The 25,689-nt window shown below is 61.6% G+C and carries 14 protein-coding genes; 5 read left to right on the top strand and 9 right to left on the bottom strand.

Going from position 1 to position 25,689, the window contains the following annotated elements:
• Nucleotides 1-158 precede the first annotated feature (158 nt).
• Together AC1D1M_RS02915 and AC1D1M_RS02910 are read left to right on the top strand one after the other, a co-directional pair.
• Nucleotides 159-2,276, top strand: a complete 2,118-nt coding sequence (locus tag AC1D1M_RS02915) for a putative bifunctional diguanylate cyclase/phosphodiesterase (protein ID WP_477774443.1) — start codon at nucleotides 159-161, stop codon at nucleotides 2,274-2,276.
• Nucleotides 2,277-2,361: 85 nt separating this feature from the next.
• Nucleotides 2,362-3,108, top strand: a complete 747-nt coding sequence (locus AC1D1M_RS02910; RefSeq protein WP_477774442.1) for an SDR family oxidoreductase — start codon at nucleotides 2,362-2,364, stop codon at nucleotides 3,106-3,108.
• Nucleotides 3,109-3,260: 152 nt separating this feature from the next.
• Here AC1D1M_RS02910 and mapR read toward each other — a convergent pair whose 3' ends face one another.
• Nucleotides 3,261-4,670: a GntR family transcriptional regulator MpaR gene (mapR, locus tag AC1D1M_RS02905; RefSeq protein ID WP_477774441.1), complete on the bottom strand. Its 1,410-nt coding sequence runs from the start codon at nucleotides 4,668-4,670 to the stop codon at nucleotides 3,261-3,263.
• Between the two features lie 144 nt (nucleotides 4,671-4,814).
• Nucleotides 4,815-6,227, bottom strand: coding sequence for a cytochrome c oxidase accessory protein CcoG (ccoG, locus tag AC1D1M_RS02900; RefSeq protein WP_477774440.1), 1,413 nt, complete (start codon nucleotides 6,225-6,227; stop codon nucleotides 4,815-4,817).
• 526 nt (nucleotides 6,228-6,753) lie between these two features.
• Here ccoG and AC1D1M_RS02895 point away from each other — a divergent pair.
• The 3 genes from AC1D1M_RS02895 (at nucleotide 6,754) to glgB (ending at nucleotide 14,410) form a co-directional block, all read left to right on the top strand.
• Nucleotides 6,754-8,751, top strand: coding sequence for an alpha-1,4-glucan--maltose-1-phosphate maltosyltransferase (locus tag AC1D1M_RS02895; RefSeq protein ID WP_477774439.1), 1,998 nt, complete (start codon nucleotides 6,754-6,756; stop codon nucleotides 8,749-8,751).
• 83 nt (nucleotides 8,752-8,834) lie between these two features.
• Nucleotides 8,835-12,176 (top strand): maltose alpha-D-glucosyltransferase, encoded by a 3,342-nt coding sequence (gene treS / locus AC1D1M_RS02890; protein WP_477774438.1) that lies wholly within the window; start codon nucleotides 8,835-8,837, stop codon nucleotides 12,174-12,176.
• Between the two features lie 2 nt (nucleotides 12,177-12,178).
• Nucleotides 12,179-14,410: a 1,4-alpha-glucan branching protein GlgB gene (gene glgB, locus AC1D1M_RS02885; RefSeq protein WP_477774437.1), complete on the top strand. Its 2,232-nt coding sequence runs from the start codon at nucleotides 12,179-12,181 to the stop codon at nucleotides 14,408-14,410.
• Nucleotides 14,411-14,561: 151 nt separating this feature from the next.
• Here the strand turns inward: glgB and AC1D1M_RS02880 are convergent, their stop codons facing one another.
• The 7 genes from AC1D1M_RS02880 to treZ all read right to left on the bottom strand — a co-directional run bounded on the left by AC1D1M_RS02880 (nucleotide 14,562) and on the right by treZ (nucleotide 25,685).
• Nucleotides 14,562-15,362: an endonuclease/exonuclease/phosphatase family protein gene (locus AC1D1M_RS02880; protein WP_477774436.1), complete on the bottom strand. Its 801-nt coding sequence runs from the start codon at nucleotides 15,360-15,362 to the stop codon at nucleotides 14,562-14,564.
• Nucleotides 15,363-15,440: 78 nt separating this feature from the next.
• Entirely contained in the window at nucleotides 15,441-16,199 is a 759-nt protein-coding gene (locus AC1D1M_RS02875) for a PIG-L deacetylase family protein (protein ID WP_477774435.1), read from the bottom strand.
• A 215-nt stretch (nucleotides 16,200-16,414) separates the two neighbouring features.
• Nucleotides 16,415-18,577 carry a glycogen debranching protein GlgX gene (gene glgX, locus AC1D1M_RS02870; RefSeq protein WP_477774434.1) on the bottom strand — a complete coding sequence of 721 codons (2,163 nt, stop codon included), beginning with the start codon at nucleotides 18,575-18,577 and terminating at the stop codon, nucleotides 16,415-16,417.
• Nucleotides 18,578-18,664: 87 nt separating this feature from the next.
• The gene (locus AC1D1M_RS02865; RefSeq protein ID WP_477774433.1) at nucleotides 18,665-19,000 is read right to left on the bottom strand and encodes a DUF2934 domain-containing protein; all 336 of its coding nucleotides are present in this window, start codon (nucleotides 18,998-19,000) and stop codon (nucleotides 18,665-18,667) included.
• A 21-nt stretch (nucleotides 19,001-19,021) separates the two neighbouring features.
• Nucleotides 19,022-21,817: a malto-oligosyltrehalose synthase gene (locus AC1D1M_RS02860; RefSeq protein ID WP_477774432.1), complete on the bottom strand. Its 2,796-nt coding sequence runs from the start codon at nucleotides 21,815-21,817 to the stop codon at nucleotides 19,022-19,024.
• Entirely contained in the window at nucleotides 21,814-23,892 is a 2,079-nt protein-coding gene (malQ, locus tag AC1D1M_RS02855) for a 4-alpha-glucanotransferase (RefSeq protein WP_477774431.1), read from the bottom strand. Before malQ ends, AC1D1M_RS02860 begins: the two co-directional genes overlap by 4 nt.
• Nucleotides 23,889-25,685: a malto-oligosyltrehalose trehalohydrolase gene (gene treZ / locus AC1D1M_RS02850; RefSeq protein WP_477774430.1), complete on the bottom strand. Its 1,797-nt coding sequence runs from the start codon at nucleotides 25,683-25,685 to the stop codon at nucleotides 23,889-23,891. Before treZ ends, malQ begins: the two co-directional genes overlap by 4 nt.
• Nucleotides 25,686-25,689 lie beyond the last annotated feature (4 nt).

The raw sequence follows: 25,689 nt of genomic DNA, 5'->3' as shown, positions 1-25,689 counted from the left end.
CGAGTTAATGTAAAACCTTAAAACAAGCGTTTCATCGGACTGATGGCCCTTTGCTCATTTTGTGGGTGCGTTCTCATTTGGAATCAGTACAATCGCCGCATTTGCCCCCCCCCAGCGAGAGTCAATACCATTAACGGGGGCATGCGCGAGAAGTCCCCATGCTCATCGGTAGCTATTCCCCCACCCTGGTTATCATTTCCCTCTGCGTAGCGATTCTCGCCTCATATACCGCACTCGACCTGACCGGACGCATTGCCACCGCCAAAGGCCGTGCCGTGCATTTGTGGACCGCGGGCGGGGCCATTGCCATGGGCGTCGGCATCTGGTCGATGCACTTTATCGGCATGCTCGCGTTCAAGTTGCCGATCGATCTGGGCTACGACGGCACGATCACCCTGTTGTCGCTGTTGATTGGCGTGCTCTCCAGCGGTTTTGCGCTGTGGCTGGTCAGCCAACCGCAATTGCCGGCCTGGCAACTGGCCTTTGGCGCGTTGGTCATGGGCGCCGGCATCAGCGCGATGCACTACACCGGCATGGCCGCCATGCGCATGCAACCAGGCATCGACTACGACCCGACGCTGTTCGGCGCTTCGCTGATGATCGCTGTCGGTGCTTCGGGCGCAGCTTTGTGGATCGCATTCCGCCTGCGCCAGCACACGCCTTATGTCCGTCTGATCCGTGGTGGTGCCGCGGTGATCATGGGCATCGCCATCGTCGGCATGCACTACACCGGGATGGCCGCCGCACGCTTTGCCGACGGCAGTTTTTGCGGAGCCGCGGTCAATGGCCTGAGCGGCAAGGGCCTGGACAACCTGGTGCTGGTCACCACGCTGGCGGTGCTGAGCATCGCCTTGCTGACCTCGATCCTCGATGCACGCCTGGAGGCGCGCACCGCGAGCCTGGCCGAGTCGCTGACCGAGGCCAACCGTGAACTGACCCAACTGGCCCTGCACGACACCCTCACCGGGTTGCCGAACCGCATGTTGCTCGCCGATCGTATCGATCAGGCCATGTCGCGGGTCCGGGAAGAGGGCGGTTGCTTTGCCCTGATGTTCATCGATCTGGACGGCTTCAAACCGGTCAACGATGCCTTCGGCCACCACATGGGTGATCTGCTGTTGCGCGAAGTGGCCGTGCGCCTGCGCGAAGACTTGCGTAGCCACGACACCCTGGCGCGGATCGGCGGTGATGAGTTTGTGTTGCTGGTGCAATTGAGCGAGCAGATCGACGCCTTGAACCTCGCGGCCCGCCAGGTCGGGTTGATCGCACGTGCGTTCCGGGTTGCCGAACATGATTTGCACATTTCCGCCAGCGTCGGCATCGCGCTCTACCCGGGTAATGGGCAGTCCGCCCACGAATTGCTGATGAACGCCGACGCGGCGATGTATCACGCCAAGGGCGCGGGTAAAAACGGCTACAGCTTTTTCGATGCCTCGATGAACAGCAACGCGCGCAAACAGCTGCAATTGCTGCAGGACCTGCGCAATGCCGTGGAACAGCAGGAATTCAGCCTGTATTACCAGCCCAAGTTCGATGCCGCCAATGGTCGCCCGGTGGGCGCCGAGGCCTTGTTGCGCTGGGAGCATCCGACGCAAGGGATGCTGTTGCCGGATAAATTCATCGAACTGGCGGAAAAAACCGGGTTGATCATTCCGATCGGCGAATGGGTGCTCAACGAAGCCTGCCGGCAGATGCGCGAATGGTACGTGTCGGGCTACACCGATTGGCGCATTGCGGTGAACCTGTCGGCCATTCAGTTTTGCCATGCCGGGCTGGTCCAGAGCGTCGCCAAGGCGCTGGCGACGCACCATCTGCCGGCCAACAGCCTGACCCTGGAGATCACTGAAACCACTGCGATGAGCGATGCCGATGCGAGCATGACGGTGCTTCAGGAACTCTCGGAAATGGGCGTCGACCTGTCCATCGACGATTTTGGTACTGGCTATTCGAGCTTGATGTACCTCAAGCGCCTGCCGGCCAACGAACTGAAGATCGACCGCGGTTTTGTCCGCGACCTGGAGCACGACAGCGATGACGCCGCCATCGTTTCGGCCATCGTCGCCCTCGGCCAGGCGCTGGGGCTGCGCATCGTTGCCGAAGGGGTGGAGACGGGTGTGCAGCAGGACTTCCTGACTCGACTCGGCTGCGATTCGTTGCAGGGTTACCTGCTGGGGCATCCGCTGCCGGCCGCAGGTTTCATGGTGGAAATCCATCGCGGGGAGCAATTGGTCGAGCAGTTGAAAGCCAGTGCCGAGCGCGAAATGTCGATGACATGACAGCTGACATGAAGCCATGCAAAAAACGTCAATGGCGGTTATTCTTGCCCCCGACCGCTTAAGCTTTGATTGGGGGAAAGCTCGCATGGACAAAGTCATCGTCATCACCGGCGGTAGCCGCGGCATTGGTGCCGCCACCGCTCTGTTGGCCGCCGCGCAGGGCTATCGGATCTGCATCAACTACCAGGCTGACGAAAAGGCTGCACTGGGCGTGCTGGAGCAAGTCCGCGCCCTCGGTGCGCAAGCCATTGCAGTACGGGCCGACGTCAGCATCGAAGACGAAGTCATCGCACTGTTCCACCGGGTAGACAGTGAACTGGGCCGGGTCACCGCGCTTGTAAACAACGCCGGCACCGTCGGGCAAAAGTCCCGGGTCGACGAAATGTCCGAGTTCCGCATTCTAAAAATCATGAAAACCAACGTCCTGGCGCCGATCCTCTGTGCCAAGCACGCGATCCTGCGCATGTCGCCCAAACACGGCGGGCAGGGCGGCAGCATCGTTAACGTATCGTCGGTGGCCTCGCGTTTGGGCTCGCCCAACGAGTACGTCGACTACGCCGCCTCCAAAGGCGCGCTCGACACCTTCACCATCGGCCTGTCCAAGGAAGTGGCGGGTGAGGGGATTCGGGTCAATGCGGTGCGCCCCGGCTTCATCTATACCGATTTCCATGCCTTGAGCGGTGACCCGGACCGGGTCAGTAAACTGGAATCGGCAATCCCGATGGCACGGGGCGGGCGCCCGGACGAAGTGGCGGAGGCGATTGTCTGGTTGCTGTCGGACAAGGCTTCGTATGCGACGGGGACGTTTGTTGATCTGGGTGGTGGGCGTTAATTGCTGAGACAGGCGTTGTCTGCGCTGGCCTCATCGCGAGCAAGCTCGCTCCCACAGTATAGATCTCCATTGCTCACAAATCTTGTGTGTACTGAGGAACCTGTGGGAGCGAGCTTGCTCGCGATAGCAATTTATAAAACGACATGGCGCTGTCAGAACGACCGCACAATCCGCCCCAACGTCTCCATCGCCTTCTCCGCAGCCTCGTCCCACGGGCTCCCGTAATTCAACCGAATACAGTTCCTGAACCGCTGCGCCGGCGAAAAGATCGGCCCCGGTGCAATGCTGATGCCTTGGGCCAATGCCATCTGAAACAACTTCAACGAATCCATCTGCTCCGGCAATTCCAGCCACAAGAAGTACCCGCCCGCCGGTTGGCTGACCCGCGTCTGTGCCGGGAAATAGCGGGCGATGGCGGCGAGCATGGCGCTTTGCTGATCTTCCAGCGCGTGACGCAATTTACGCAGATGCCGGTCGTAGCCCCCGTGTTGCAGATAATCGGCGATAGCCGCCTGGGCCGGCATTGAGGCACACAGCGAGGTCATGAGTTTCAGCCGTTCGATTTTCTGCGCAAAACGCCCGGCGGCGACCCAGCCGATGCGATAGCCGGGGGCCAGGCTCTTGGCGAATGAGCCGCAATGCATCACCAGGCCTTCGGTATCAAAGGCCTTGGCCGGTTTCGGTGCTTGCTGGCCGTAATACAGTTCGGCGTAGACATCGTCTTCGATCAGCGGCACCTGGTGGCGGCGCAACAATTCCACAAGCTGCTGTTTCTTGGCCTCGGGCAGGGTCGCGCCCATGGGGTTCTGGAAGCTGGTCATGCACCAGCAGGCCTTGATTGGATGGCGCTCCAGGGTTTGCTCGAGCACGCCGAGGTCGATGCCGTCGCGCGGGTGCACGGGGATTTCCACGGCTTTGAGCTTCAGGCGTTCGAGCACTTGCAGGCAGGCGTAGAACGCCGGGGCTTCGATGGCCACCAGGTCGCCAGGCTCCGTCACCGCTTGCAGGCACAGGTTGAGGGCTTCCAGCGCGCCGTTGGTGATCAGCAGTTCTTCCATGGGCAGCATCAGCCCGCCGACCATGTAGCGCAGAGCGATTTGCCGGCGCAGTTGCGGGTTGCCCGGCGACATGTCGGTGACCACCATGCGCGGGTCCATCTCGCGGCTGGCGCTGGCCAGGGAACGGGACAAGCGTTGCAGCGGGAACAGCGCCGGGCTGGGGAACGCCGAGCCGAAGGGCACGGTATTCGGGTCCTTGATCGAGTCGAGCACCGAAAACACCAGTTCGCTGACATCGACCTCGGTGGACTCGTTGACCTGGCTGCTGATCACAGGTTCTGAAAACGGCCTTGGTGCATGGGCGTTGACGAAGTAGCCGGAGCGCGGACGGGCGCGGATCAGCCCGCGACGTTCCAGCAGGTAGTAGGCCTGGAACACCGTCGACGGACTGACGCCGTAGGTCTGGCTGGCGTAGCGCACCGACGGTACACGCTGGCCGGGGCCGAGAACGCCGGAGCGGATCAGTTCTGCGATGTCATCGGCGAATTTTTCGTAGCGTTTCATCAAAAGCCCGGTTGGGTGTCATTTGGAGAAAGGGGACGGTCGTACCGCCAAGATCGCAGCCTTCAGCAGCTCCTACAATGGATCGGCTTGCGTGCGTAGGAGCTGCCGAAGGCTGCGATCTTTAAAGCTCTGCATCTTAAAGGCTCAGCGATTCATCGGCGCCACAAACCGGCTCTTCGCCACGCTGTAGACGCCAGGCTCGTCGCTGTCGACCACCTTGAAGCCAAGGCTCTGCGAACTGCTGGCCGGACGCTCCGTGAGCATCACCACCGACACCGGCACATCGACAATCTCGCCCGGCGCCAGGCTCAACCCGGTCTTGCCCCGCAACTCGAAACCATCGGCATCGACCAGGCGCAATTGATAGTCCTGACGCTGCTGGGTTTTGTTGATCACCTTCAGACTGTAGATGTTTTCGATTTGCCCCTGGCTGTTCTCGCGGAACAGGCCGCGGTCCTTGCTGACGTCGAGGGACACCATCGGCCGTTCCACCAGCGCCATCACCAGGGCTGCGATCATCACCAGTAGCACGGCGGTGTAGCCGATCAGGCGCGGACGCAACAGGTGTGTCTTGCCACCCTGCAACTGATGCTCGGAGGTATAGCTGATTAATCCTGGGGCGTAGCCCATTTTGTCCATGATCGAGTCGCAGGCGTCGATGCATGCGGCGCAACCGATGCATTCCATCTGCAAGCCATCGCGGATGTCGATGCCGGTCGGGCAGACCTGCACGCAGAGCTGGCAATCGATGCAATCGCCCAGGCCGACTTCGGCGGGTTTGACCTCGCGTTTGCGCGGGCCACGGTTTTCGCCTCGGGCCACGTCGTAGGAAATGGTCAGGGTGTCTTTATCGAACATCACGCTCTGGAACCGCGCGTAGGGGCACATGTGCATGCACACCGCTTCACGCAGCCAGCCGGCATTGATGTAGGTGGCGCCGGTAAAAAACAGCACCCAGAACAGGCTGACGCCGCTCATTTGCAAGGTCAGCAGCTCTTCGGCCAATGGCCGGATCGGTGTGAAGTAGCCAACGAAGGTCAGGCCGGTCAGCAGGCTGATGACCAGCCACAAGGTGTGCTTGGCCGAGCGACGCATCAGCTTGTTCAGGCCCCACGGCGCGGCTTGCAACTTGATCCGCTGGTTGCGTTCGCCTTCGGTGATCTTCTCGCACCACATGAAGATCCAGGTCCACGAACTTTGCGGGCAGGTGTAGCCGCACCAGACCCGTCCCGCGAACACGGTTATCGCAAACAGGCCGAACGCGGCAATGATCAACAGCGCCGACAGCAGGATGAAATCCTGCGGCCAGAAAGTGGCGCCGAAGATATGGAATTTGCTTTCGGAAAGATCCCAGAGCACCGCCTGGCGGCCGCCCCAGTTCAACCACGCAGTGCCGAAAAACAGCAGAAACAGAAAACCCGCGCCGCTGATGCGCAGGTTGCGGAACAGCCCGGTGAAGCTGCGGGTGTGGATGTGGTTGTCGCTGGATTTGGCCTTCATCTTTGGACGCGAAGGCTCGAATGTTTCTACGGTTCGGACGGGGATTCTCTCGCTCATGGTCTTTCGCTCATCAGCCTCCATCAGGCATGAGCACTATGAGCGGCGATCTGTTTGCATAACAGACTCAGGTATTGCATTAAAAAGCGGATCAGATGGTGGTGAGCGCGTGGCCTGCGACAACTTGAAGCACCCGCTAGACAAAGGCGTAAACGCCTTGCCAAAACAGCGACGGAGGTAGTTGATCAATGTCAGTCAAATCACCGAATCACTGTCGGTGGCTTTCAAGTGCCGGCGTCGCGGCCGGGCTGGGCAGGGAGGCGACGGCGGTGTTCAGTTCGTTGTTGGCGTTGGGGCAGCCGGGTATGGTTTGTTCAAGCCTCCAGTGGCACATGGCGTGAGTCGTGCTTAAGTAGGTGGACCAGTTGGTTGACCGCTGCGCTTAGGACTTGATTGCGCAAGTTGCAGATGAAACTTTCCCGGCGGCTGTCGCTCGGAACCTAAGTGAGTGCATTCCGGGGCGGACAGTCCAGCGGGATGGCGACCAGACACAAGCGCGTCCATGGGGCGTAAGGAGAGAGGCTCGATGACGGCTGAAAAACCGACTGAGTTGAGCTACAACCCGCACATGCCGCTGTCGCAGGCGTTGTTGCTGCCGCGTATCGTCATAGAAAACATCATGCCGACCCTTGAAGGCGGGCAGTTCGCGGTCAAGACCGTGGTGGGACAGGATGTGGTGGTGACAGCCAAGGTCTTCGCCGACGGGCATGACAAGCTGGCAGTTCGCGTGCGTTGGCGGGCTGAGGACGAGGAGGTCTGGCAAAGCGCTTTCATGAACGATCTGGGCAACAACGGTTGGCAAGGGCAGTTCCGTGTCGACAACCAGGGCCGTTATCTGTTCTGTATCGAAGCCTGGATCGATCAGTTCGCCAGTTTTTGCTACGAACTGGAAAAGAAACATGCGGCGGCGGTACCGGTCAGCCTCGAATTGCAGGAAGGGCGGATGCATGTACAACAAGCCGCCGAACGTAGCGAAGGGCCACTTAGCGAGCAACTGGCGGCCTTGCACCATGAACTGTCAGGACTGCTCGAAGCCGAGCAGGTCGCGCTGTTTTTGCACCAGCGTAGTGCCGACCTCATGGCCCTTGTCGATCATCGTGCTTATCTGAGTCTGAGCCCGGAGTACCCGGTGGATGTGGAACGCGAACTGGCGCAGTTCGCCAGTTGGTATGAATTGTTCCCGCGTTCGATCACCGACAGTCCGGCGCGCCACGGCACCTTCAATGACGTGCATTCACGGTTGGCGATGATCCAGGACATGGGTTTCGACGTGCTGTATTTCCCGCCGATCCACCCGATCGGGCGCAGCTACCGAAAAGGCCCAAACAACTCGCTGACGGCGGGTCCCGATGACCCGGGCAGCCCCTATGCGATCGGCAGCGAAGAGGGTGGGCACGGGGCGATTCACGCGCAGTTGGGTACCCGCGATGACTTCCGGCGACTGGTGGCGGCCGCTTCGGCCCATGGACTGGAAATCGCCCTCGACTTCGCCATCCAGTGTTCCCAGGACCACCCTTGGCTCAAGCAACACCCCGGCTGGTTCAACTGGCGGCCGGACGGCACGATCAAGTACGCCGAGAACCCGCCGAAGAAATACCAGGACATCGTCAACGTCGACTTCTATGCCCCCGAGGCGATTCCGAGCCTGTGGGTGGAACTGCGCGACATCGTGGTGGGCTGGGTCGAGGAGGGCGTGAAGATCTTTCGCGTCGATAACCCGCACACCAAACCGTTACCGTTCTGGCAATGGCTGATCGCCGATGTACGGGCGTTGTACCCCGAGGTGATCTTCCTCGCCGAAGCCTTTACCACCCCGGCCATGATGGCGCGCCTGGGCAAGGTCGGTTATTCCCAGAGCTACACCTATTTCACCTGGCGCAACACCAAGGCCGAACTGGCGACCTACTTCAGCGAACTCAACGAATCGCCCTGGCGCGAATGCTACCGGCCAAATTTTTTCGTCAATACGCCGGACATCAACCCGGCGTTCCTGCATGACTCAGGGCGTCCCGGGTTTCTCATCCGCGCCGTGCTGGCGACCATGGGCTCGGGCCTGTGGGGCATGTATTCGGGGTTCGAACTGTGCGAGTCGGCGCCGGTGCCGGGCAAGGAGGAGTACCTCGACTCCGAGAAGTACGAGATCCGCCCCAGGGACTTCAATGCGCCGGGCAACATCATTGCCGAGATTGCCCAGCTCAACCGCATTCGCCGGCAGAATCCGGCGCTGCATACGCATCTGGGGCTGAAGGTCTACAACGCGTGGAACGACAACATCCTGTACTTCGGCAAACGCAGCTTTGACGGCAGCAACTTTATTCTGGTGGCGGTCAGCCTCGATCCGCACAACGTACAGGAAGCGAACTTCGAGTTGCCGTTGTGGGAAATGGGCTTGCCCGACGACGCCAGCACTCACGGTGAAGACTTGATGAATGGCCATCGCTGGACCTGGCACGGCAAGCAGCAATTCATGCGGATCGATCCGGCGTATCAGCCGTTCGGGATTTGGAGAATTACCGCCTCTTGAGAACACCACAACCTCTGGGGCAAGCCTCCTCACCACAGGGGATTCTCAGCCTGTGGCCAAGTCGAATTCACCAGGAGTTTCCCATGGCGAAGAAACCCAAGGCAGCCACGTTCATCAAGGACCCGCTCTGGTACAAGGATGCGGTGATCTATCAAGTTCACGTCAAATCGTATTTCGACTCCAACAACGACGGGATCGGCGATTTTCCCGGCCTGATCGCCAAGCTCGACTACATCGCGGATCTGGGTGTCAACACCATCTGGTTGTTGCCGTTCTATCCCTCGCCACGGCGCGATGACGGTTACGACATAGCCGAGTACCGCGGCGTGCACAGCGACTACGGCACCATGGCCGATGCCAGGCGCTTCATTGCCGAGGCGCACAAACGCGGCCTGCGGGTGATCACCGAGCTGGTCATCAACCACACCTCCGACCAGCACCCGTGGTTCCAGCGCGCGCGTAAGGCCAAGCCCGGATCGGCGGCGCGGGACTTCTACGTGTGGTCCGATGACGATCAAAAATACGATGGCACCCGCATCATTTTTCTCGATACAGAGAAGTCCAACTGGACCTGGGACCCGGTCGCCGGCCAATACTTCTGGCACCGTTTCTACTCCCACCAGCCGGACCTGAACTTCGATAACCCGCAAGTGATGAAAGCGGTGCTGTCGGTGATGCGTTACTGGCTCGACATGGGCATCGACGGCTTGCGCCTGGACGCGATTCCTTACCTGATCGAACGCGACGGCACCAACAACGAGAACCTGCCGGAAACCCACGACGTCCTGAAAAAAATCCGCGCCGAAATCGACGCCAACTACCCCGACCGCATGCTGTTGGCCGAGGCCAATCAATGGCCGGAGGACACCCAGTTGTACTTCGGCGACACCGATAAAAAAGGCCTGAATGGCGATGAATGCCACATGGCCTTTCACTTCCCGTTGATGCCGCGCATGTACATGGCGCTGGCCCAGGAAGATCGCTTCCCGATTACCGACATTCTGCGCCAGACCCCGGATATTCCCGCCAACTGCCAATGGGCAATCTTCCTGCGCAACCACGATGAGCTGACCCTGGAGATGGTCACCGACAGGGAACGCGACTACCTGTGGAACTACTATGCAGCCGACCGCCGGGCGCGGATCAATCTGGGGATTCGCCGCCGTCTGGCGCCATTGGTGGAGCGCGACCGCCGTCGAGTCGAGCTGCTCAACAGCCTGCTGCTGTCCATGCCTGGGACGCCGACCCTGTATTACGGCGACGAAATTGGCATGGGCGACAACATCTATCTCGGCGACCGCGACGGCGTGCGCACGCCGATGCAATGGTCCATCGACCGCAATGGCGGTTTCTCCCGCGCCGACCCGGCGAGCCTGGTGCTGCCGCCGATCATGGACCCGCAATATGGCTACCTGTCGGTCAACGTCGAAACCCAGGCTGGCGACCCGCATTCGCTGTTGAACTGGACCCGGCGCATGCTTGCCGTGCGCAAGCAATCCAAGGCCTTCGGGCGCGGTACGTTGAAGATGCTGTCGCCGAGCAACCGGCGGATTCTGGCCTACACCCGTGAATACACCGGGGCGGACGGCAAGCACGAAGTCATTCTGTGCGTGGCCAACGTGTCGCGCAGCGCCCAGGCCGCCGAGCTGGATTTGTCGGCCTACGTCGGCATGGTGCCGGTGGAAATGCTCGGGGGTAACGCATTCCCGCCTATCGGTCAGCTGAATTTCCTCCTGACGCTGGCGCCTTACGGTTTTTACTGGTTCGGCCTCGCCGCGGAAAACCAGATGCCGAGCTGGCACGTGGAGCCCGCACAGAGCCTGCCGGACTTCACTACGCTGGTGCTGAAAAAACGCATGGAAGAACTGCTCGAAGCGCCGTCACGCACCACGCTGGAGCAAAGCATCCTGCCGAGCTGGTTGCAGAATCGCCGCTGGTTCGCCGGCAAGGACGCCGCCATTGAACAGGTCGATCTGGCGTATGGCGTGCGGTTCGGCGATCCGCAGCATCCGGTGCTGTTCAGTGAGATCAATGTCACCAGTGGCGGCCAGCGCAGCCGCTACCAGTTGCCGTTCGGCTTTATTTCCGAGGATCAGGTCGGTACTCCGTTGCCCCAGCAACTGGCGTTGTCACGGGTACGGCGTGGGCGCCAGGTTGGCCTGATCACCGATGCCTTCAGCCTGGACTCCTTTGTGCATGCCGTATTACAGGGCATTCAGGCCAGCACCGTGTTGTCATCCAGCGATGGTGACATCCGCTTCGAGCCCACCGCCGAGTTGGAAAAGCTCGGCCTCAATGCCGAGTCGCCGGTGCGCTACCTGTCCGCCGAACAGTCCAACAGCTCGGTGGTGATCGGTAACAGCCTGGTGCTGAAGCTGATCCGCAAGGTTGCCTCAGGCGTGCATCCGGAACTGGAAATGAGCGCGTATCTGACCAACGCCGGGTTCGGCAATATTTCGCCATTGCTGGGTGCGGTGGTGCGCCGGGATGCGGCAGGTGAAGACAACCTGCTGATGATCGCCCAAGGCTATCTGAGCAATCAGGGCGACGCCTGGGAGTGGACGCAGAACAACCTCGAACGGGCGCTGCGCGATGAACTGGCCGACGCCATGTCCGAGCAGGAGCAACACTACAACGCGCTCGGCGAACTGAAAGATTTCGCCGCTATGCTGGGCCGGCGCCTGGGGGAAATGCATCAGGTACTGGCAGCGCCGGGTACCAATCCGGACTTTACGCCGCAGGTCACTACGCAGAAGGAGGCGCTGGCCTCGGCCAGGGATATTGCGACGCAAATCGAGCACGCACTGAACTTGCTCGAGCAGCATAAACATCAATTGGATACGGCGGACCAGACCCTGGTCAGCCGTTTGCTCGACAACAGGAAAACGATCCTCGGCCATGTGCAAGCACTGGGTAAGAAGACCGCAGGCGGCTTGCGCATTCGTGTGCACGGCGACCTGCATTTGGGGCAGGTGTTGGTGATCAAGGGCGATGCCTACCTGATCGACTTTGAAGGTGAACCGGCGCGATCGTTGCATGAACGACGGGGCAAACACAGCCCGTACAAGGATGTCAGCGGCGTGCTACGTTCCTTCGATTACGCGGCGGCGATGGCGATCAATGTGCAGAGCGTCGACAACACCGCTGCAGCCGCTGCCGCGCGGTTACGGGTGACCGATCGCTACTTGAGCGAGGCACGACAAGCATTTGTCGACGCTTATCGGCTGGCGGCAGCTAGTCTTGCCCATGCATGGCAAGATCCCGAAGGCGAGGATGTCGCACTGGCGTTGTTCGGTCTGGAGAAGGCGGCGTATGAAGTGGCCTATGAGGCGGAAAATCGCCCCACCTGGTTGCCCGTACCGTTGCACGGTTTATATGGATTATTGAGTGGGCTTAAACCCTTTTCCGATCTTGGTGGAGAGTAGTCATGAGTGTCTCGAACAAGGAACAGGGTCATCACAAAGAAGCGCTGCTGCCCAGCGCGCGGGATATCGATGCATTGGTGCGCGCCGAGCATATCGATCCTTTCGCCATTCTCGGCCCTCACGCTGATGGCGTCGGCGGGCAATTCATCCGCGCTTACCTGCCGGGTGCCCTCGGTGTGCAGGTGTTGGCCAGGGAGTCCGGCGAAGAGCTCGGTCATCTTCAGGCCACAGAGACGCCGGGGTTGTTTGTCGGGCATTTCGACCGTGCGCAAGCGTATCTGCTGTGCACCCGTTGGGCCGGCGGCGAGCAAACCGCTGAAGACCCTTACAGCTTCGGCCCGTTGCTGGGCGAAATGGACTTGTACCTGTTTGCCGAAGGCAATCACCGCGACCTCAGTGCGTGCCTGGGCGCGCAACTCAAGACCGTGGACGGCGTCGACGGCGTGCGTTTCGCCGTGTGGGCGCCGAATGCCCGGCGGGTGTCGGTGGTCGGTGATTTCAACGTCTGGGACGGGCGCCGGCATCCGATGCGCCTGCGTCATCCCACCGGCGTCTGGGAGTTGTTCATCCCGCGCCTGCAAGCAGGGGACGCCTACAAATACGAGATTCTCGGCGCCCACGGCATTCTGCCGTTGAAGGCTGATCCCATGGCGCTGGCCACCAGCCTGCCACCGGACACGGCCTCGAAAGTCGCCTCACCCTTGAAAATCGACTGGCAGGATCAGGACTGGATGCTGGCCCGGGGCGACCGCCACCGGGTGACGGCGCCGTTGTCGATCTACGAATTGCACGCCGGCTCGTGGCAATGTGAGCTGGATGACTTGGGCGAAGTGGCCCGTCAGTACACCTGGCCCGAACTGACCGAGCGGCTGATTCCCTATGTAAAAGACCTGGGCTTCACCCACATCGAACTGATGCCGATCATGGAGCACCCGTTCGGCGGCTCGTGGGGCTATCAGTTGTTGTCGCAATTCGCGCCGAGTGCGCGGTATGGCACGCCGGACGAGTTCGCCGCGTTCGTCAACGCCTGCCACCAGGCCGGGCTCGGGGTGATCCTCGATTGGGTGCCGGCGCATTTCCCCACCGATACCCACGGCCTGGCCCAGTTCGACGGCACGGCGCTGTACGAGTACGGCAACCCGCAGGAAGGTTTCCACCAGGACTGGGACACGCTGATCTACAACCTCGGTCGCACCGAAGTGCACGGCTACATGCTGGCGTCGGCGCTGCACTGGCTCAAGCATTTCCATGTCGACGGCCTGCGGGTCGATGCGGTGGCCTCGATGCTGTACCGCGACTACTCGCGCAAGGCCGGCGAATGGGTGCCGAACCGCCATGGCGGGCGTGAGAACCTGGAAGCCATCGACTTCCTGCGCCACCTCAATGACGTGGTGGCCCTCGAAGCGCCCGGTGCACTGGTGATCGCCGAAGAATCCACCGCATGGCCGGGCGTCAGCCAGGGCACGCAACAGGGCGGCCTTGGCTTTGCCTACAAATGGAACATGGGCTGGATGCACGATTCGCTGCATTACATCCAGCAGGACCCGGTATACCGTGCCCATCACCATAACGAGCTGAGTTTCGGCCTGGTGTATGCGTGGTCCGAGCGCTTCATCCTGCCGATCTCCCACGACGAAGTGGTGCACGGCAAACACTCACTGATCGACAAAATGCCCGGCGACCGCTGGCAGAAGTTCGCCAACCTGCGGGCCTACCTGAGTTTCATGTGGGCGCATCCGGGTAAGAAGTTGCTGTTCATGGGCTGCGAATTCGGCCAGTGGCGCGAGTGGAACCACGATCAGCAACTCGATTGGTACCTGTTGCAATACTCCGAACACAAGGGCGTACAGAAACTGGTGGGCGACCTCAATCGCTTGTACCGCGAAGAGCCGGCGCTGCATGAGCAGGACGACGTACCGCAGGGTTTCCAATGGTTGATCGGCGATGACGCGATCAACAGCGTTTATGCGTGGCTGCGCTGGAGCAAGGAGGGCAGGCCGGTGCTGGTGGTGGCCAACTTCACCCCGGTGCCACGCGAGGCTTATCGCGTCGGGGTGCCGTTTGCCGGGCAGTGGAGCGAGGTACTCAACAGCGATTCGTCGATCTATGCCGGTTCCAACTACGGTAATAGCGGCGGGGCGATGGCCGAGGAAACGCCGAGCCATGGGCAGGCGTTGTCGCTGGTGCTGAATTTGCCGCCGTTGGCGGTGTTGATGTTAAGGCCGCAGGGCTGATCCAGAGCCGCGTTGCTGCCTTTCGCGAGCAGGCTCGCTCCCACATTGGATTGATGTCGTACTCAAATCCCGTGTGGGAGCGAGCCTGCTCGCGAAGGGGGACGGTGCAGTCGACGCCCACACCTGGCGCCTGGCAATGAATGGCCGTGATTCAGAGATGCACTTCCACCGCCAGCGGCAAATGGTCAGACAGGTGCGTCCACGGCTTGTGCCCGAGTATTTTCGGCTCATGGCTGCTGGCATTGCGCAGGTAGACGCGGTCCAGGCGCAACAAGGGAAACCGCGCGGGGTAGGTTTTCGCCGGGCGGCCATGGTGGCGTTCGAAGGCTTCGTGCAGATAATCGCGACGGGCCAGGGCGGCGTTGCCCTGCATCTGCCAGTCGTTGAAGTCACCGGCAATGATCACCGGCGCCTGCTCGGGCAGGGACTCAAGGAGCTGACAAAGCAACTGCAACTGCAGCTGACGGTGGCTTTCCAGCAGGCTGAGGTGCACGCAAATGGCATGGACTTCGCTATGCCCCGGCACGTCCAGTACGCAGTGCAGCAAGCCGCGACGTTCCGGGCCGGTAATGGAAACATCCAGGTTTCGGTACTCGCGGATCGGGTACTTCGACAGCAGGGCATTGCCATGATGACCGTCGGGATAGACGGCATTGCGCCCATAGGCGAAGTCGCTCCACATGCTGTCGGCGAGAAACTCATATTGCGAAGTTTGTGGCCAATCGTTGTAGCGGGAAGAGTGGCGGTCGTGCTCGCCGACGACTTCTTGCAAAAACACCAGGTCTGCCGACGTGCAGCGCATCGCTTCACGCAACTCGGGGAGGACGAAACGCCGGTTGAGTGCGGTAAACCCCTTATGGGTGTTGACCGTCAGCACGCGAAGCCGATGAATCGCCGGGGGTGTGTTCAACGGCGTTGATTGGGCTACCTGCCGTTTTGGATGACTGGCCACATGCACTCCTCTGATTCAGGGCTGCCTATGTATGCGACTGATGCGACGGCAGGCAGTTCAGTCTGATGGGTTGCGCTTTCAAACCAACACAATTTCATAAGGCAAACGGATGCGCTCGAGCAGCGTCCGGGGCAGCAACGGCGCAAGGCCGATGGCCGGTTCGCCGTCGAGTTGGCTGGCGTAGGCGTGGATGGCGTGGCTCTTGCGGGCGACGGTCCAGGTATCGAGGCGCACCTTGCGTGCACGATGCCAGGGAATCAGCTCCCGGTCCCGTGCCGGCAAGTGCCAGGCCCAGAGCGGTACGTCGTTGTAGGTTGCCCCTGCGTTGGCCGCTGCCCTGGCGCTGGCGCGGCCAACGGTGTCGTGGTCGACATTGCCGTCCTCGCGCCAGGTGCTGAACACCACATCACCGGGGCGCAGGTAGCGCGTGATGAATTGGGCGATCTGTTCTTCGTGCTCCACCAGGGCATTATCGGTAAACCCGCCGCGAATCCACTTCAGGCTGTGCATCGGCACCCCGAGTCGGCGAATGGCCTCAACGCTTTCCTGAGGGCGAAATACGCTGAGGCGTTTTTCCGACCACTGCCGAGAGCCCGGATGGCTGGCGCTGCCGTCGGTGATCGAGATCAATTGCAGTGGATGGCCCAGGTTGCTGAGCAATTGCAGCAGGCCGCCGCAGGTCACGACTTCATCGCCGGGGTGCGGTGCAATGAGCACCGCGCGTGCGCCGGTGGGCACCAGGGATTGGGTGCTGATGACCGGAATGCTGTCCAGTTGCGGGGCACTGTTCCAGATCTGTGATGGCAGGCTGGCTTCGCTGACGGAAACGGATTTCATGGGGGTTACGTCCTTGTTCTGCTTCGCCTTCAGTCGTGCGCGAGTCAAGCCCGGCCGACCCGTGAGGGCTGGTGGATAGCGTGGTGCGACAAGCCCGACCCTGGATGGCCGCGAATCGAGTATTGCTCATGTAACGCTATTCGTCGCGTCGCGACGTTATCCAGAATGATTTTTCCGCTCTGCGGTGGTGGAGCCATGTATGCCTGAAGTTTCTTTTACTCTTCTTCCTCATGCTGCAACTCGAACAGCAGCAACGAGCGGCCGGTGACCGAGTACTCGTGGCCAAACTCGAAGCGCTCCTGGCCGTGGATCGACGGCTGGTTGGTGTCGATCATGCACGTCCAGAAACCACCGTCAGGCACTTCCGGTAGCCGGAAATTGACGATGTCGTGATGGGCGTTGAACACCAGCATCAACGTCGCGTCGGCGCCTTTGCGGCGAATGCCGGTTTCCTGGGCGCGGCCATCGAGCAGCATGCCCAGGCAGCGATTGTGCGCATCGTGCCAATGCTTGGTGGTCATTTCCGAACCGTCCGGCGCCAGCCAGGTCACGTCCTTGACCCCGATGTCCTCGTTGTAATTACCCACCAGAAAACGCCCGCGGCGCAGGATCGGGTAGGTCAGGCGCAACTTGATCAGGCGTTTGACGAACTTGAGCAGGGCCTTGCCGTCTTCGCTGAGGTCCCAGTTGACCCAGCCGATCTCGCTGTCCTGGCAGTACGCATTGTTGTTGCCGTCCTGGGTGCGGGCGAACTCGTCGCCGGCCACCAGCATCGGCGTGCCCTGGGCCAGCAGCAGGGTGGCGAAGAAATTGCGCATCTGCCTGTGGCGCAGCGCGTTGATGCCGGGGTCGTCGGTGGGGCCTTCGACACCGTGGTTCCACGACAGGTTGTTGTTGCTGCCGTCCTGATTGTCTTCGTCGTTGGCTTCGTTGTGTTTGTCGTTGTACGACACCAGGTCATTGAGGGTGAAGCCGTCGTGGGCGGTGACGAAATTGACCGATGAGTAGGGCCGCCGGCCACGTTGATTGAACATTTCGCCCGAAGCGGTCAGGCGGCTGGCAAAGTCCGCCAGTTGCCCGTGGTCGCCTTTCCAGAAGGCGCGCACAGTGTCGCGGAATTTGTCGTTCCACTCGACCCAGCCCGGCGGAAAATTGCCAACCTGATAACCGCCGGGGCCGCAGTCCCAGGCTTCGGCAATCAGTTTGACCTGGCGCAGCACCGGGTCCTGGCGGCAAGCGACGAGGAAACTGTGGCGTTCGTCAAAGCCGTCATGGTATCGCCCGAGGATGGTCGCCAGGTCGAAGCGGAAACCGTCCACGTGCATTTCCGAGGCCCAGTAGCGCAGGGAGTCGGTGACCATTTGCAGCACACAGGGGTGGCTCAGGTCCAGGGTGTTGCCGGTGCCGGAATCGTTAATATAGAAGCGCTTGTCCTCTGGCTTCAGGCGGTAGTAGGACGCGTTGTCGATACCGCGCATGGACAGGGTCGGGCCTTGTTCATTGCCCTCGGCGGTGTGGTTGTAGACCACGTCGAGGATGACCTCCAGATTGGCTTCGTGCAGGTGCGCGACCATTTCCTTGAATTCGGCAATCTTGCCGCTGGCCAGGTAACGCGGGTCGGGGGCGAAAAACGCAATGCTGTTGTAGCCCCAGTAATTGGTCATGCCCTTGTGCAGCAGATGCTGGTCGTTGACGAACGCGTGGATCGGCAGCAGCTCCACGGTCGAAACGCCGAGCTTGCGGATGTGCTCCACCACATCATCGACCATCAACCCGGCAAAGGTGCCGCGCACGTTCTCGGGGACGGCGGGGTGACGCATGCTGAAGCCGCGCACATGGGCTTCATAGATGATTGTCTTGTCCCACGGCACGCTGACACGATGATCGTGGCCCCAGGTGTGCGCCGGGTCGATGACCTTGCATTTGGGCACGAAGGGCGCGCTGTCGCGTTCATCGAAGCTGAGGTCGGCGTCGGGGTGGCCGATGGTGTAGCCGAACAATGCTTCGGACCATTTCAACTTGCCGACCAGCTGTTTGGCGTAGGGGTCGATCAGCAGTTTGTTGGGGTTGAAACGATGGCCGTTGGCCGGGTCGTACGGACCGTACACGCGATAGCCATAGATCAACCCCGGATGGGCATCGGGCAAGTAGCCGTGATAAATCTCGTCGGTGTATTCGGGCAGTTCAATGCGTTCGAGCTCCACCTCGCCGGTGTCGTCGAACAGGCACAGTTCAACCTTGGTGGCGTGGGCGGAAAACAGGGCGAAGTTGACACCCAGTCCATCCCAGGTGGCACCCAGCGGGAAGGGCAGCCCTTCGCGGATTCGCGAGGCTTCAGCGCGGGGGGCTGGCGCGGCGGCTTTCTTCGGACTGGTCATAAGTGCTCCTGCAGTTTTTCAGGGCGAACATGCCCAGGGTGGCAAGCGCACTTACCACCCGATCTATCAGGTCAAACGCCGTGCGCCTCAAACCGCCGGTGGTTTTCGCGCAGCCCGGGGCTTTTTCTCGACGGTCTTTTCGCCCGGCGGGATCACTTTCGAAGCCGCCGCCGGTTTGGCTTTGGTCTTCGGCGCGGCGGCCTTGCCGTTGAGTGACTTGTCTGTGGTGAGTTTGCCGTCGCCGGTTTTCTTCGGCGCGGCTTTGCTGGCGGCGACCTTCGGTGGTTTGCTCGGGGCCAGGGCTTCGGCTTCTGCCAGTTTGCGCGCCATCTCCCAGTGGCGGGCTTCCTGACCTTCGGGTTTCCCTTCGGATTCCCAGATTTGATAGGCGAATTCGCGGATGCGTTTATCGTCGGTACTCATCGCAATGCTCCTCAACTGAACTCAAGTGTGGGTAGTGTGAATAATGAGATTGACCGGGAAATCCCCCAGCGCGGCGCTGACCAGCAGCTCCCTGTGTTGTGTGACTGCGACGCCGGAAAAAAGTCCCTGCAGATTTTCGTCAGGGTCGGTGAACGGCAATTTGACCCGGGTATCGCCCCACAGCGGCGCGTGGACCTGTGGTTCGGCACCGTTTTCCAGCAGCTCGGCACAACGTATCGGCACAATCACGATGGCGCGTTTTCCCTCCCGTTCACGGACAAAACCCAGCACTCGATGGGCCTCGCTGCCCACCACTTCCAGGGCCTGGTAAGTGCCACGCCGAAACAGCTCGGCATGTTCGGCACGCAGGCTCAGGGTACGCGCAATCAAGACTTGCTTGATGCGCCCGTCACGCCAGTTCTGCAACAAGTCCGGCAGGTCCACCGTTTGCTGCAATGCCTGCTGGCGGCTGGTGTAATCCACGGGGCGACGGTTGTCCGGGTCGACCAGGCTGAAGTCCCAGAAATCGTTGCCCTGATAAAGGTCCGGCACGCCGGGCACGGTCATGCGCAGCAAGGTTTGCGCCAAACTGTTGAGCGCACCGGGGACGGCAATCGAACGGGCAGCCTTGGCGAGGGCCGTACGCAACAGCTCACCTTCGGGGCTGAGCAACAGGCGCTGGATGAAGTCCTCGCTCGCTTGCTCGTAAGTGTCATTGGGCGCGCTCCAGCTGCTTTGCAGTTTGGCTTCGCGCAGGGCCTTGCGTTGCCACTGCCACAGGCGTTTTGCGTAGCCCTCGAGCGCCGGCGGATGATCGATACCCAGCTCCAGCGGCCAACTGCCGAGGATCGCCTGGTACAGAATCAACTCATCGCCCGCCGACGGCACTTGATCGTCACTGCGCAATGGCCGGGCGAGGGCGCGCCACAGGCCGATCTGGTCGGCGTACCAGCCGCTGCGCTCGCTCAATACCGCCAGTCGCGCGCGTGAGTCTTCGCCACGCTTGTGGTCGTGGGTGGCACTGGCCAGCAGATTGTCCGGGAAGGTGTCGAGACGCTCGATGCAGGCCTGATGAAAATCGGCAACCGGCGCACTGAACTGCTCGGTATTGAACCCCACGTCGTTGCGCGAGAGCAGGACTGCCGAACGATAGAACGCAGTGTCCTCGACCGCTTTCGCCGCTGCCGGCGAGGTCAGTTGCTGGAAACGTACGCAGGCGTGCTTGAGGCGTTTGCGCTGGCGACCGGCCGGGCGCTGCCGCCAGGGTTCACCGCCGAGCCAGCCGGCCAGGCAGTCGAGCACCGGCCAGTCCACCTCACCCAGGGTTTGCCGGGCACCGTCCATGGCCTGCTGGAAAAACACCTCGTCCTGGGCCGACCGGCCGAGGGCGCTGATGTAGGTGCGGTAAACCGGGAAATGCACGATCAGCTCCTGCAAGGCCCGGCGAATGGCGCCGAGGGTCAGGTCGCGGGTCATGAGATTGTCCCGGGCCACTTGCAGCAAGGCCTGGGCGACGCTTTCGAAATCTCCGGCGAGGGAGCCATTGAGGATTTGCTGACGGGCCAGTTGTGCTTCCTGGGAGAAGTCGGCGGACCGCTCGCTATGACGCTTCCAGCGCTCAGCCAGCGCCTGCGCGCCCCTAGGGTCGGTTTGCAGCAGTGACAACTGGTTCATGAATTCGTAGCCGGTGGTGCCATCCACCGACCAGTCGCGATGCAGGGTTTCGCCTTCGCCGAGGATCTTTTCGACATAGATGGGCAGGTGGCGGCCCGCGGACAGGCTGTCGACCCGACGGCGCAGTTTTCGGCAGTAGCCCCGCGGGTCGGCGAGGCCGTCGATGTGGTCGATGCGCAACCCGTCGATCAGCCCTTCAGCCACCAGTTGGAAGATCTTCGCGTGGGTGGCTTCGAACACGGCGGGACGCTCGACGCGCAGTCCGCCGAGTTCATTGATATCAAAGAAGCGCCGCCAGTTGATGTCATCGGCGGCGGTGCGCCAACTGGCGAGGCGATAGCTCTGGCGTTCCAGCAGGTTGTGCAGGCGCTGGAAGCCTTCGCCGGTCACTGAGTCGTAGTGTTTCAGGTGCTGGTCAATGGCTTGGGCAATGGCCGGATCGCTGACCAGGTCGCGTAGTTCTGCTTTCAGCGGTAGCGCCAGGCTGTGGGCGTCGGTCTGATAGCTCAGGGTGCTGAAGCGATCGGCCAGGGATTTGAGTTGTTCAGTCTGTTGCGAATCGAGCGGCGCATCGGTCTTGAGCAGTTCGCCGTAATCGCTTGGGCAAATGGGAAAGTGGTGTTCGTAGTGCTCGACATGGAAGGTGCCGTGCCAGGCATCGAACCGCAGGGGCAGGGTGCCGTCCTGCAACGCGACGCCGTAATCGCTGCCCAGAAACGGCAGGAGCAACTGGCCTTCCATCAACGGGTCGGGTGAGTGCCACTGGATATCAAAAAACTCGCCGTAGGGACTGAGGCGCCCCCACTCCAGCAAATCCAGCCACCAGGGATTAGCACTGCCGCCAACCGCCATGTGGTTGGAGACGATGTCGAGGATCAAGCCCATGTTCTGCGCGTGTAATGCGCTGACCAGGCTGCGCAGCGCCGTCTCACCGCCCAGCTCCGGATTGACCCTTGTCGGGTCCACCACGTCATAGCCATGCATCGACCCGGCGCGGGCACGTAACAGCGGGGAGGCGTAGACATGGCTGATGCCGAGCCGCGCGAAATACGGCACCAGTGGCACCGCATCTTCCAGCGTGAAGCCTTTATGAAATTGCAGGCGCAAGGTGGCGCGCAGTGGTCGGCTCGGCACTTGAGTCATCGATCACGCTCGGCCGCCTGAAGCCGCGCGCAGGCGAGCAGTTCCAGACGCCGCGCGGCATCCTCTCCATCGAGCAGGGCCTCGCTGTATCCGGGCAAGCGCCGCGACCAGTTCGGGTGAGTATCGATGGTGCCTGGCAGATTGGCCTGTTGTTCCACGCCAAGGGCATCTTCCAGTGGCAGCAACACCAACGGCGACCGGGTATGGCCGAGGAAGCGCACGCTGGCATCGAGCACCTGGTCGGTTTCGTGGGATTCTTCGCGGAAGTTCTGCGGGTCCTGGCTCAACGCCCGGCGCAGGCCCTCACGCTCGCGTTCGCGGTGCTGGCGCCATTCGATTTCAGCGCTGGCATCGACCATGCCGAGCCGGGCGTTCCAGTCGATGTCCCGGCCATGCCACCAGCCGTTGAGGGTGGGCAGGTCATGGGTGCTGGTGGTCGCCAGGGCGTTGTCCGGCCAGTCGAGAATCGGCTTGAAGTGAGTGTTGTCCTGCTCGAACAGCAATACCCGCATGCCCAGTATCGAGCGGGCGATGAGTTTTTCCCGCAGGCCGTCCGGCACGGTGCCGAGGTCTTCGCCGAGGACGATGGCCTGATGACGATGAGATTCCAGGGTCAATAAACGCAGCAGGTCGTCCACCGGGTAATACAGGTAGGCGCCGTCGGCCGGCGGCGAGCCGTTGGGGATCACCCACAAACGCTGCAGCCCCATGACGTGATCGATGCGCAAGCCACCGGAATGGGCGAAATTGGCCCGCAGCATTTCGATGAAGGCACGGAAACCATTGCGCACCAGGCCTTCAGGGGAGAACGCGGAAATTCCCCAGCCCTGGCCTCTGCGGTTGAGAATGTCCGGTGGCGCACCGACGGTCAGGGCAGCGAGCAGTTCGTCCTGACGGCTCCAGGCCTGGCTGCCGCCGCCATCGGCGCCGACCGCCAGATCGGCGATCAGGCCGATACTCATGCCGCTGGCGCGGGCGGCGGTTTGCGCGCGCTCCAGGCAGCGAGTGATCAGCCACTGACAGAAGGCGAAGAAGCCGATGCGCCCGGCGTTCTCTTCGGCGAATGCCGCCAGTTCGGCGCTACGCGGGTTGCGCCAGGGTTCGGGCCACTGCCGCCAGTCGAGGTGTTCACCGCGGGCCGCGCGAGCCTCCTGGATCGCTTCGAAGCGGCAGTGGTTTTCCAGCGCTTCGCCAGCGGCGTGACGAAAGCTGCTGAAGTCTTCGTGCAACGGGTGTTCACCCAGGACGAAGCCTTCATACAGTGCCTGCAACAACCGATGCTTGGCTTCGGCGGCGGCCGGCCAGTCAATCAGCGGACGCTCTTCCAGCGCTTTGAGTTCAATGGCCAGTCCGGTTGCATCAATGGCGGTCCGCAATGCACGTTCGCCGAGAATGGTGCCGGGGGCGCAGTAAAGGCTGTTGAGAAACAAACGGCTGGACGGCGAATACGGGCTGTAGCGTTGGGTGTCACTGGAGAACATCGCATGCAACGGGCTGATCGCCAGCGCCTCGGCGCCACGCTCACCGGCGACCCGGGCGAGGTCCTCCAGTGCCTGGGTGTCACCAAACCCGCCATCACCGGGGCGGCGCAATCCATACAGCTGCACGCTCAGGCCCCAGGCACGCGGAATCGGGTTATCCACGGCATCGGCCACGCTGTAACAACGGGACGGGGCCACCGCCAGAGTGAAGGTTTGTCCGTCGATGCTGACCTGTTGATAGCCGACCGGCACCAGCCCCGGCAGCACTGCGTTGGCGTCCAGTTTCAGGTTGAGCCGTGAACCGTCTTCAAGGTGGATTTCGCAAGGGGTTCCAGGCTCGAAATAACGCGCCAGGTCCAGGCCCACCCCCACATCGGCGGTGATTAATGGCGGCAAGTGAAGGGTCTGTTGCGCCGCTTGCAACTCCAGCAGGCTGGCGTCGATTTCCTGGGCACTGCCGGCCGGATGGCCAAGGCCGGTCAGCACATTGCGCAACACGGAAGGTGAGACTTTTTGCGGGCGGCCGTTGGCGTCGATCCAGTCGACGGCGAGGCCGGCACGGCTGGCCAGGATTTCCAGTTGCGCATCACTCATGGACGCTCTCCAAACGAGGTAGCAAAGGGGGCTGCGGCGGCGAGGCTGACGAGCGCGCAATACGGGGCAAGGGTGTTTGGGGCCGGTAGGTCGGGGTTCTGTGGCGGGTATTCGAACAAGCGCATGGCATCGTTCTGTGAGGTGTGGACTACAGGCCAGGCGCTGAGGTTCAGGTCAATGCGCAACTGGCTGCCATCGCTCAAGCGCCAGGATGCACTGACCGCGCCTTCGCCCAGCACATCGGTGCCCAATGCCTGGGCGCCCGGCAGGTGCGGGATGATGTGCCGGTGACGGATCTGCAACAGTCGGCGATACAGGTCGTGCATCTCGCAATGGCCGGTCGATGGCAGGACCGGGCGGGACGCTGCAAACGTCTGCGGATCATTCGGGTCCGGAATGTGTTCGCGTTGACGCGGGTCGGCAAAGGCGCTGAACGCCGCGAACTCGTTGCGTCGGCCGTCGCGAACCTGCTTGGCCAATTCACCGTGATGGCTGGTGAAGAACAGGAAGGGTTGCTCGACGGCAAACTCGTCGCCCATGAACAGCAGCGGAATCATCGGCGACAACAGCAGCAACACCGTGGCGGCCCGCAGCGCTTGCGGGTGGGCGAGTTGATGCAGGCGCTCGCCGAAGGCCCGGTTGCCGATCTGGTCATGGTTCTGCAAAAACAGGATGAATGCACTGGGCGGCAGATGCCCGCTGGGTTCACCCCGCGCCACACCATGGCGATTGAGATGGCCCTGGAACACGAAACCCTGGCTCAGGCAGCGCGCCAGTTGTTCGGTGGGGTTTTGCGCGTAGTCGGCGTAATAGGCGTCGGTTTCGCCGGTCAGCAATACGTGCAGAGCGTTGTGGCCGTCGTCATTCCATTGCGCGTCGTAACCCTGTTCGAGCAGGCTGGCCTGGTTGTGTTCGTTCTCGACCATCAGCCAGACATACCGCGCCGGTCCCGTCTGCTCGCGCACCCGTTGCGCCAGTTCCTGGAGGAAATCCGGGTCTTCGATGGCGTGCACCGCGTCCAGGCGCAAGCCGTCGAAACGGTATTCCAGCAGCCACATCAGTGCGTTTTCGATGAAGAAGTCCCGTACTTCGCGCCGGCGGAAGTCGATGGCCGCGCCCCACGGCGTGTGTTGGTCTTCGCGAAAAAAGCCCTGAGCATAACGATGCAGGTAATTGCCGTCCGGGCCGAAGTGGTTGTAGACCACGTCGAGAATCACCGCCAGGCCGTGGCCATGGGCGGTGTCGATCAAGTGCTTGAGCTGCTCGGGAGAACCGTATGAAGCCTGGGGCGCATAGGGCAGGACGCCGTCATAACCCCAATTACGCTCGCCGGGAAACTGTGCGACGGGCATCAGTTCGATCGCGGTGACACCCAGTTCGACCAAGCGTGCCAGATGCTGCTCGACGGCACTGAAGCCGCCGAGCGTACCGACATGCAGTTCGTAGATCACCGCCTCGTTCCACGGTCGCCCCAGCCAGGCGCTGTGTTGCCACGCATAGGCCAGCGGATCGACCACCACACTGGGCTGGTCAATATCGCCGGCCTGAGCGCGGGAGGCGGGGTCGGGCACCTCCAGCTCGCCGTCGATGCTGTAGCGGTAACGCGTGCCTGCCGCGCATCGGGTGTTGCTCACGAACCAGCCGTCGGCCTGGGGCAGCAACGGCAAGGACTGTCCATTTTCCAGTTCGACACTGACGTAGAACGCATCTGGCGCCCACAACGCGAATCTCGTGTGCTCTGCGTCCAGCATGAATGCGCCGTGAGGCCAGGTCTCAAGGGTCCGTAACGGCATCTTG

It is taken from the genome of Pseudomonas sp. P1_F7 (genome assembly GCF_056405655.1).
This window is presented reverse-complemented; position numbering and strand designations above follow the sequence as displayed.

Coding starts and splice junctions, on each gene's coding strand:
- AC1D1M_RS02915 (WP_477774443.1), top strand. CDS start 159: ATGCTCATCGGTAGCTATTCCCCCACCCTGGTTATCATTTCCCTCTGC.
- AC1D1M_RS02910 (WP_477774442.1), top strand. CDS start 2,362: ATGGACAAAGTCATCGTCATCACCGGCGGTAGCCGCGGCATTGGTGCC.
- mapR (WP_477774441.1), bottom strand. CDS start 4,670: ATGAAACGCTACGAAAAATTCGCCGATGACATCGCAGAACTGATCCGC.
- ccoG (WP_477774440.1), bottom strand. CDS start 6,227: ATGAGCGAGAGAATCCCCGTCCGAACCGTAGAAACATTCGAGCCTTCG.
- AC1D1M_RS02895 (WP_477774439.1), top strand. CDS start 6,754: ATGACGGCTGAAAAACCGACTGAGTTGAGCTACAACCCGCACATGCCG.
- treS (WP_477774438.1), top strand. CDS start 8,835: ATGGCGAAGAAACCCAAGGCAGCCACGTTCATCAAGGACCCGCTCTGG.
- glgB (WP_477774437.1), top strand. CDS start 12,179: ATGAGTGTCTCGAACAAGGAACAGGGTCATCACAAAGAAGCGCTGCTG.
- AC1D1M_RS02875 (WP_477774435.1), bottom strand. CDS start 16,199: ATGAAATCCGTTTCCGTCAGCGAAGCCAGCCTGCCATCACAGATCTGG.
- glgX (WP_477774434.1), bottom strand. CDS start 18,577: ATGACCAGTCCGAAGAAAGCCGCCGCGCCAGCCCCCCGCGCTGAAGCC.
- AC1D1M_RS02865 (WP_477774433.1), bottom strand. CDS start 19,000: ATGAGTACCGACGATAAACGCATCCGCGAATTCGCCTATCAAATCTGG.
- AC1D1M_RS02860 (WP_477774432.1), bottom strand. CDS start 21,817: ATGACTCAAGTGCCGAGCCGACCACTGCGCGCCACCTTGCGCCTGCAA.
- malQ (WP_477774431.1), bottom strand. CDS start 23,892: ATGAGTGATGCGCAACTGGAAATCCTGGCCAGCCGTGCCGGCCTCGCC.
- treZ (WP_477774430.1), bottom strand. CDS start 25,685: ATGCCGTTACGGACCCTTGAGACCTGGCCTCACGGCGCATTCATGCTG.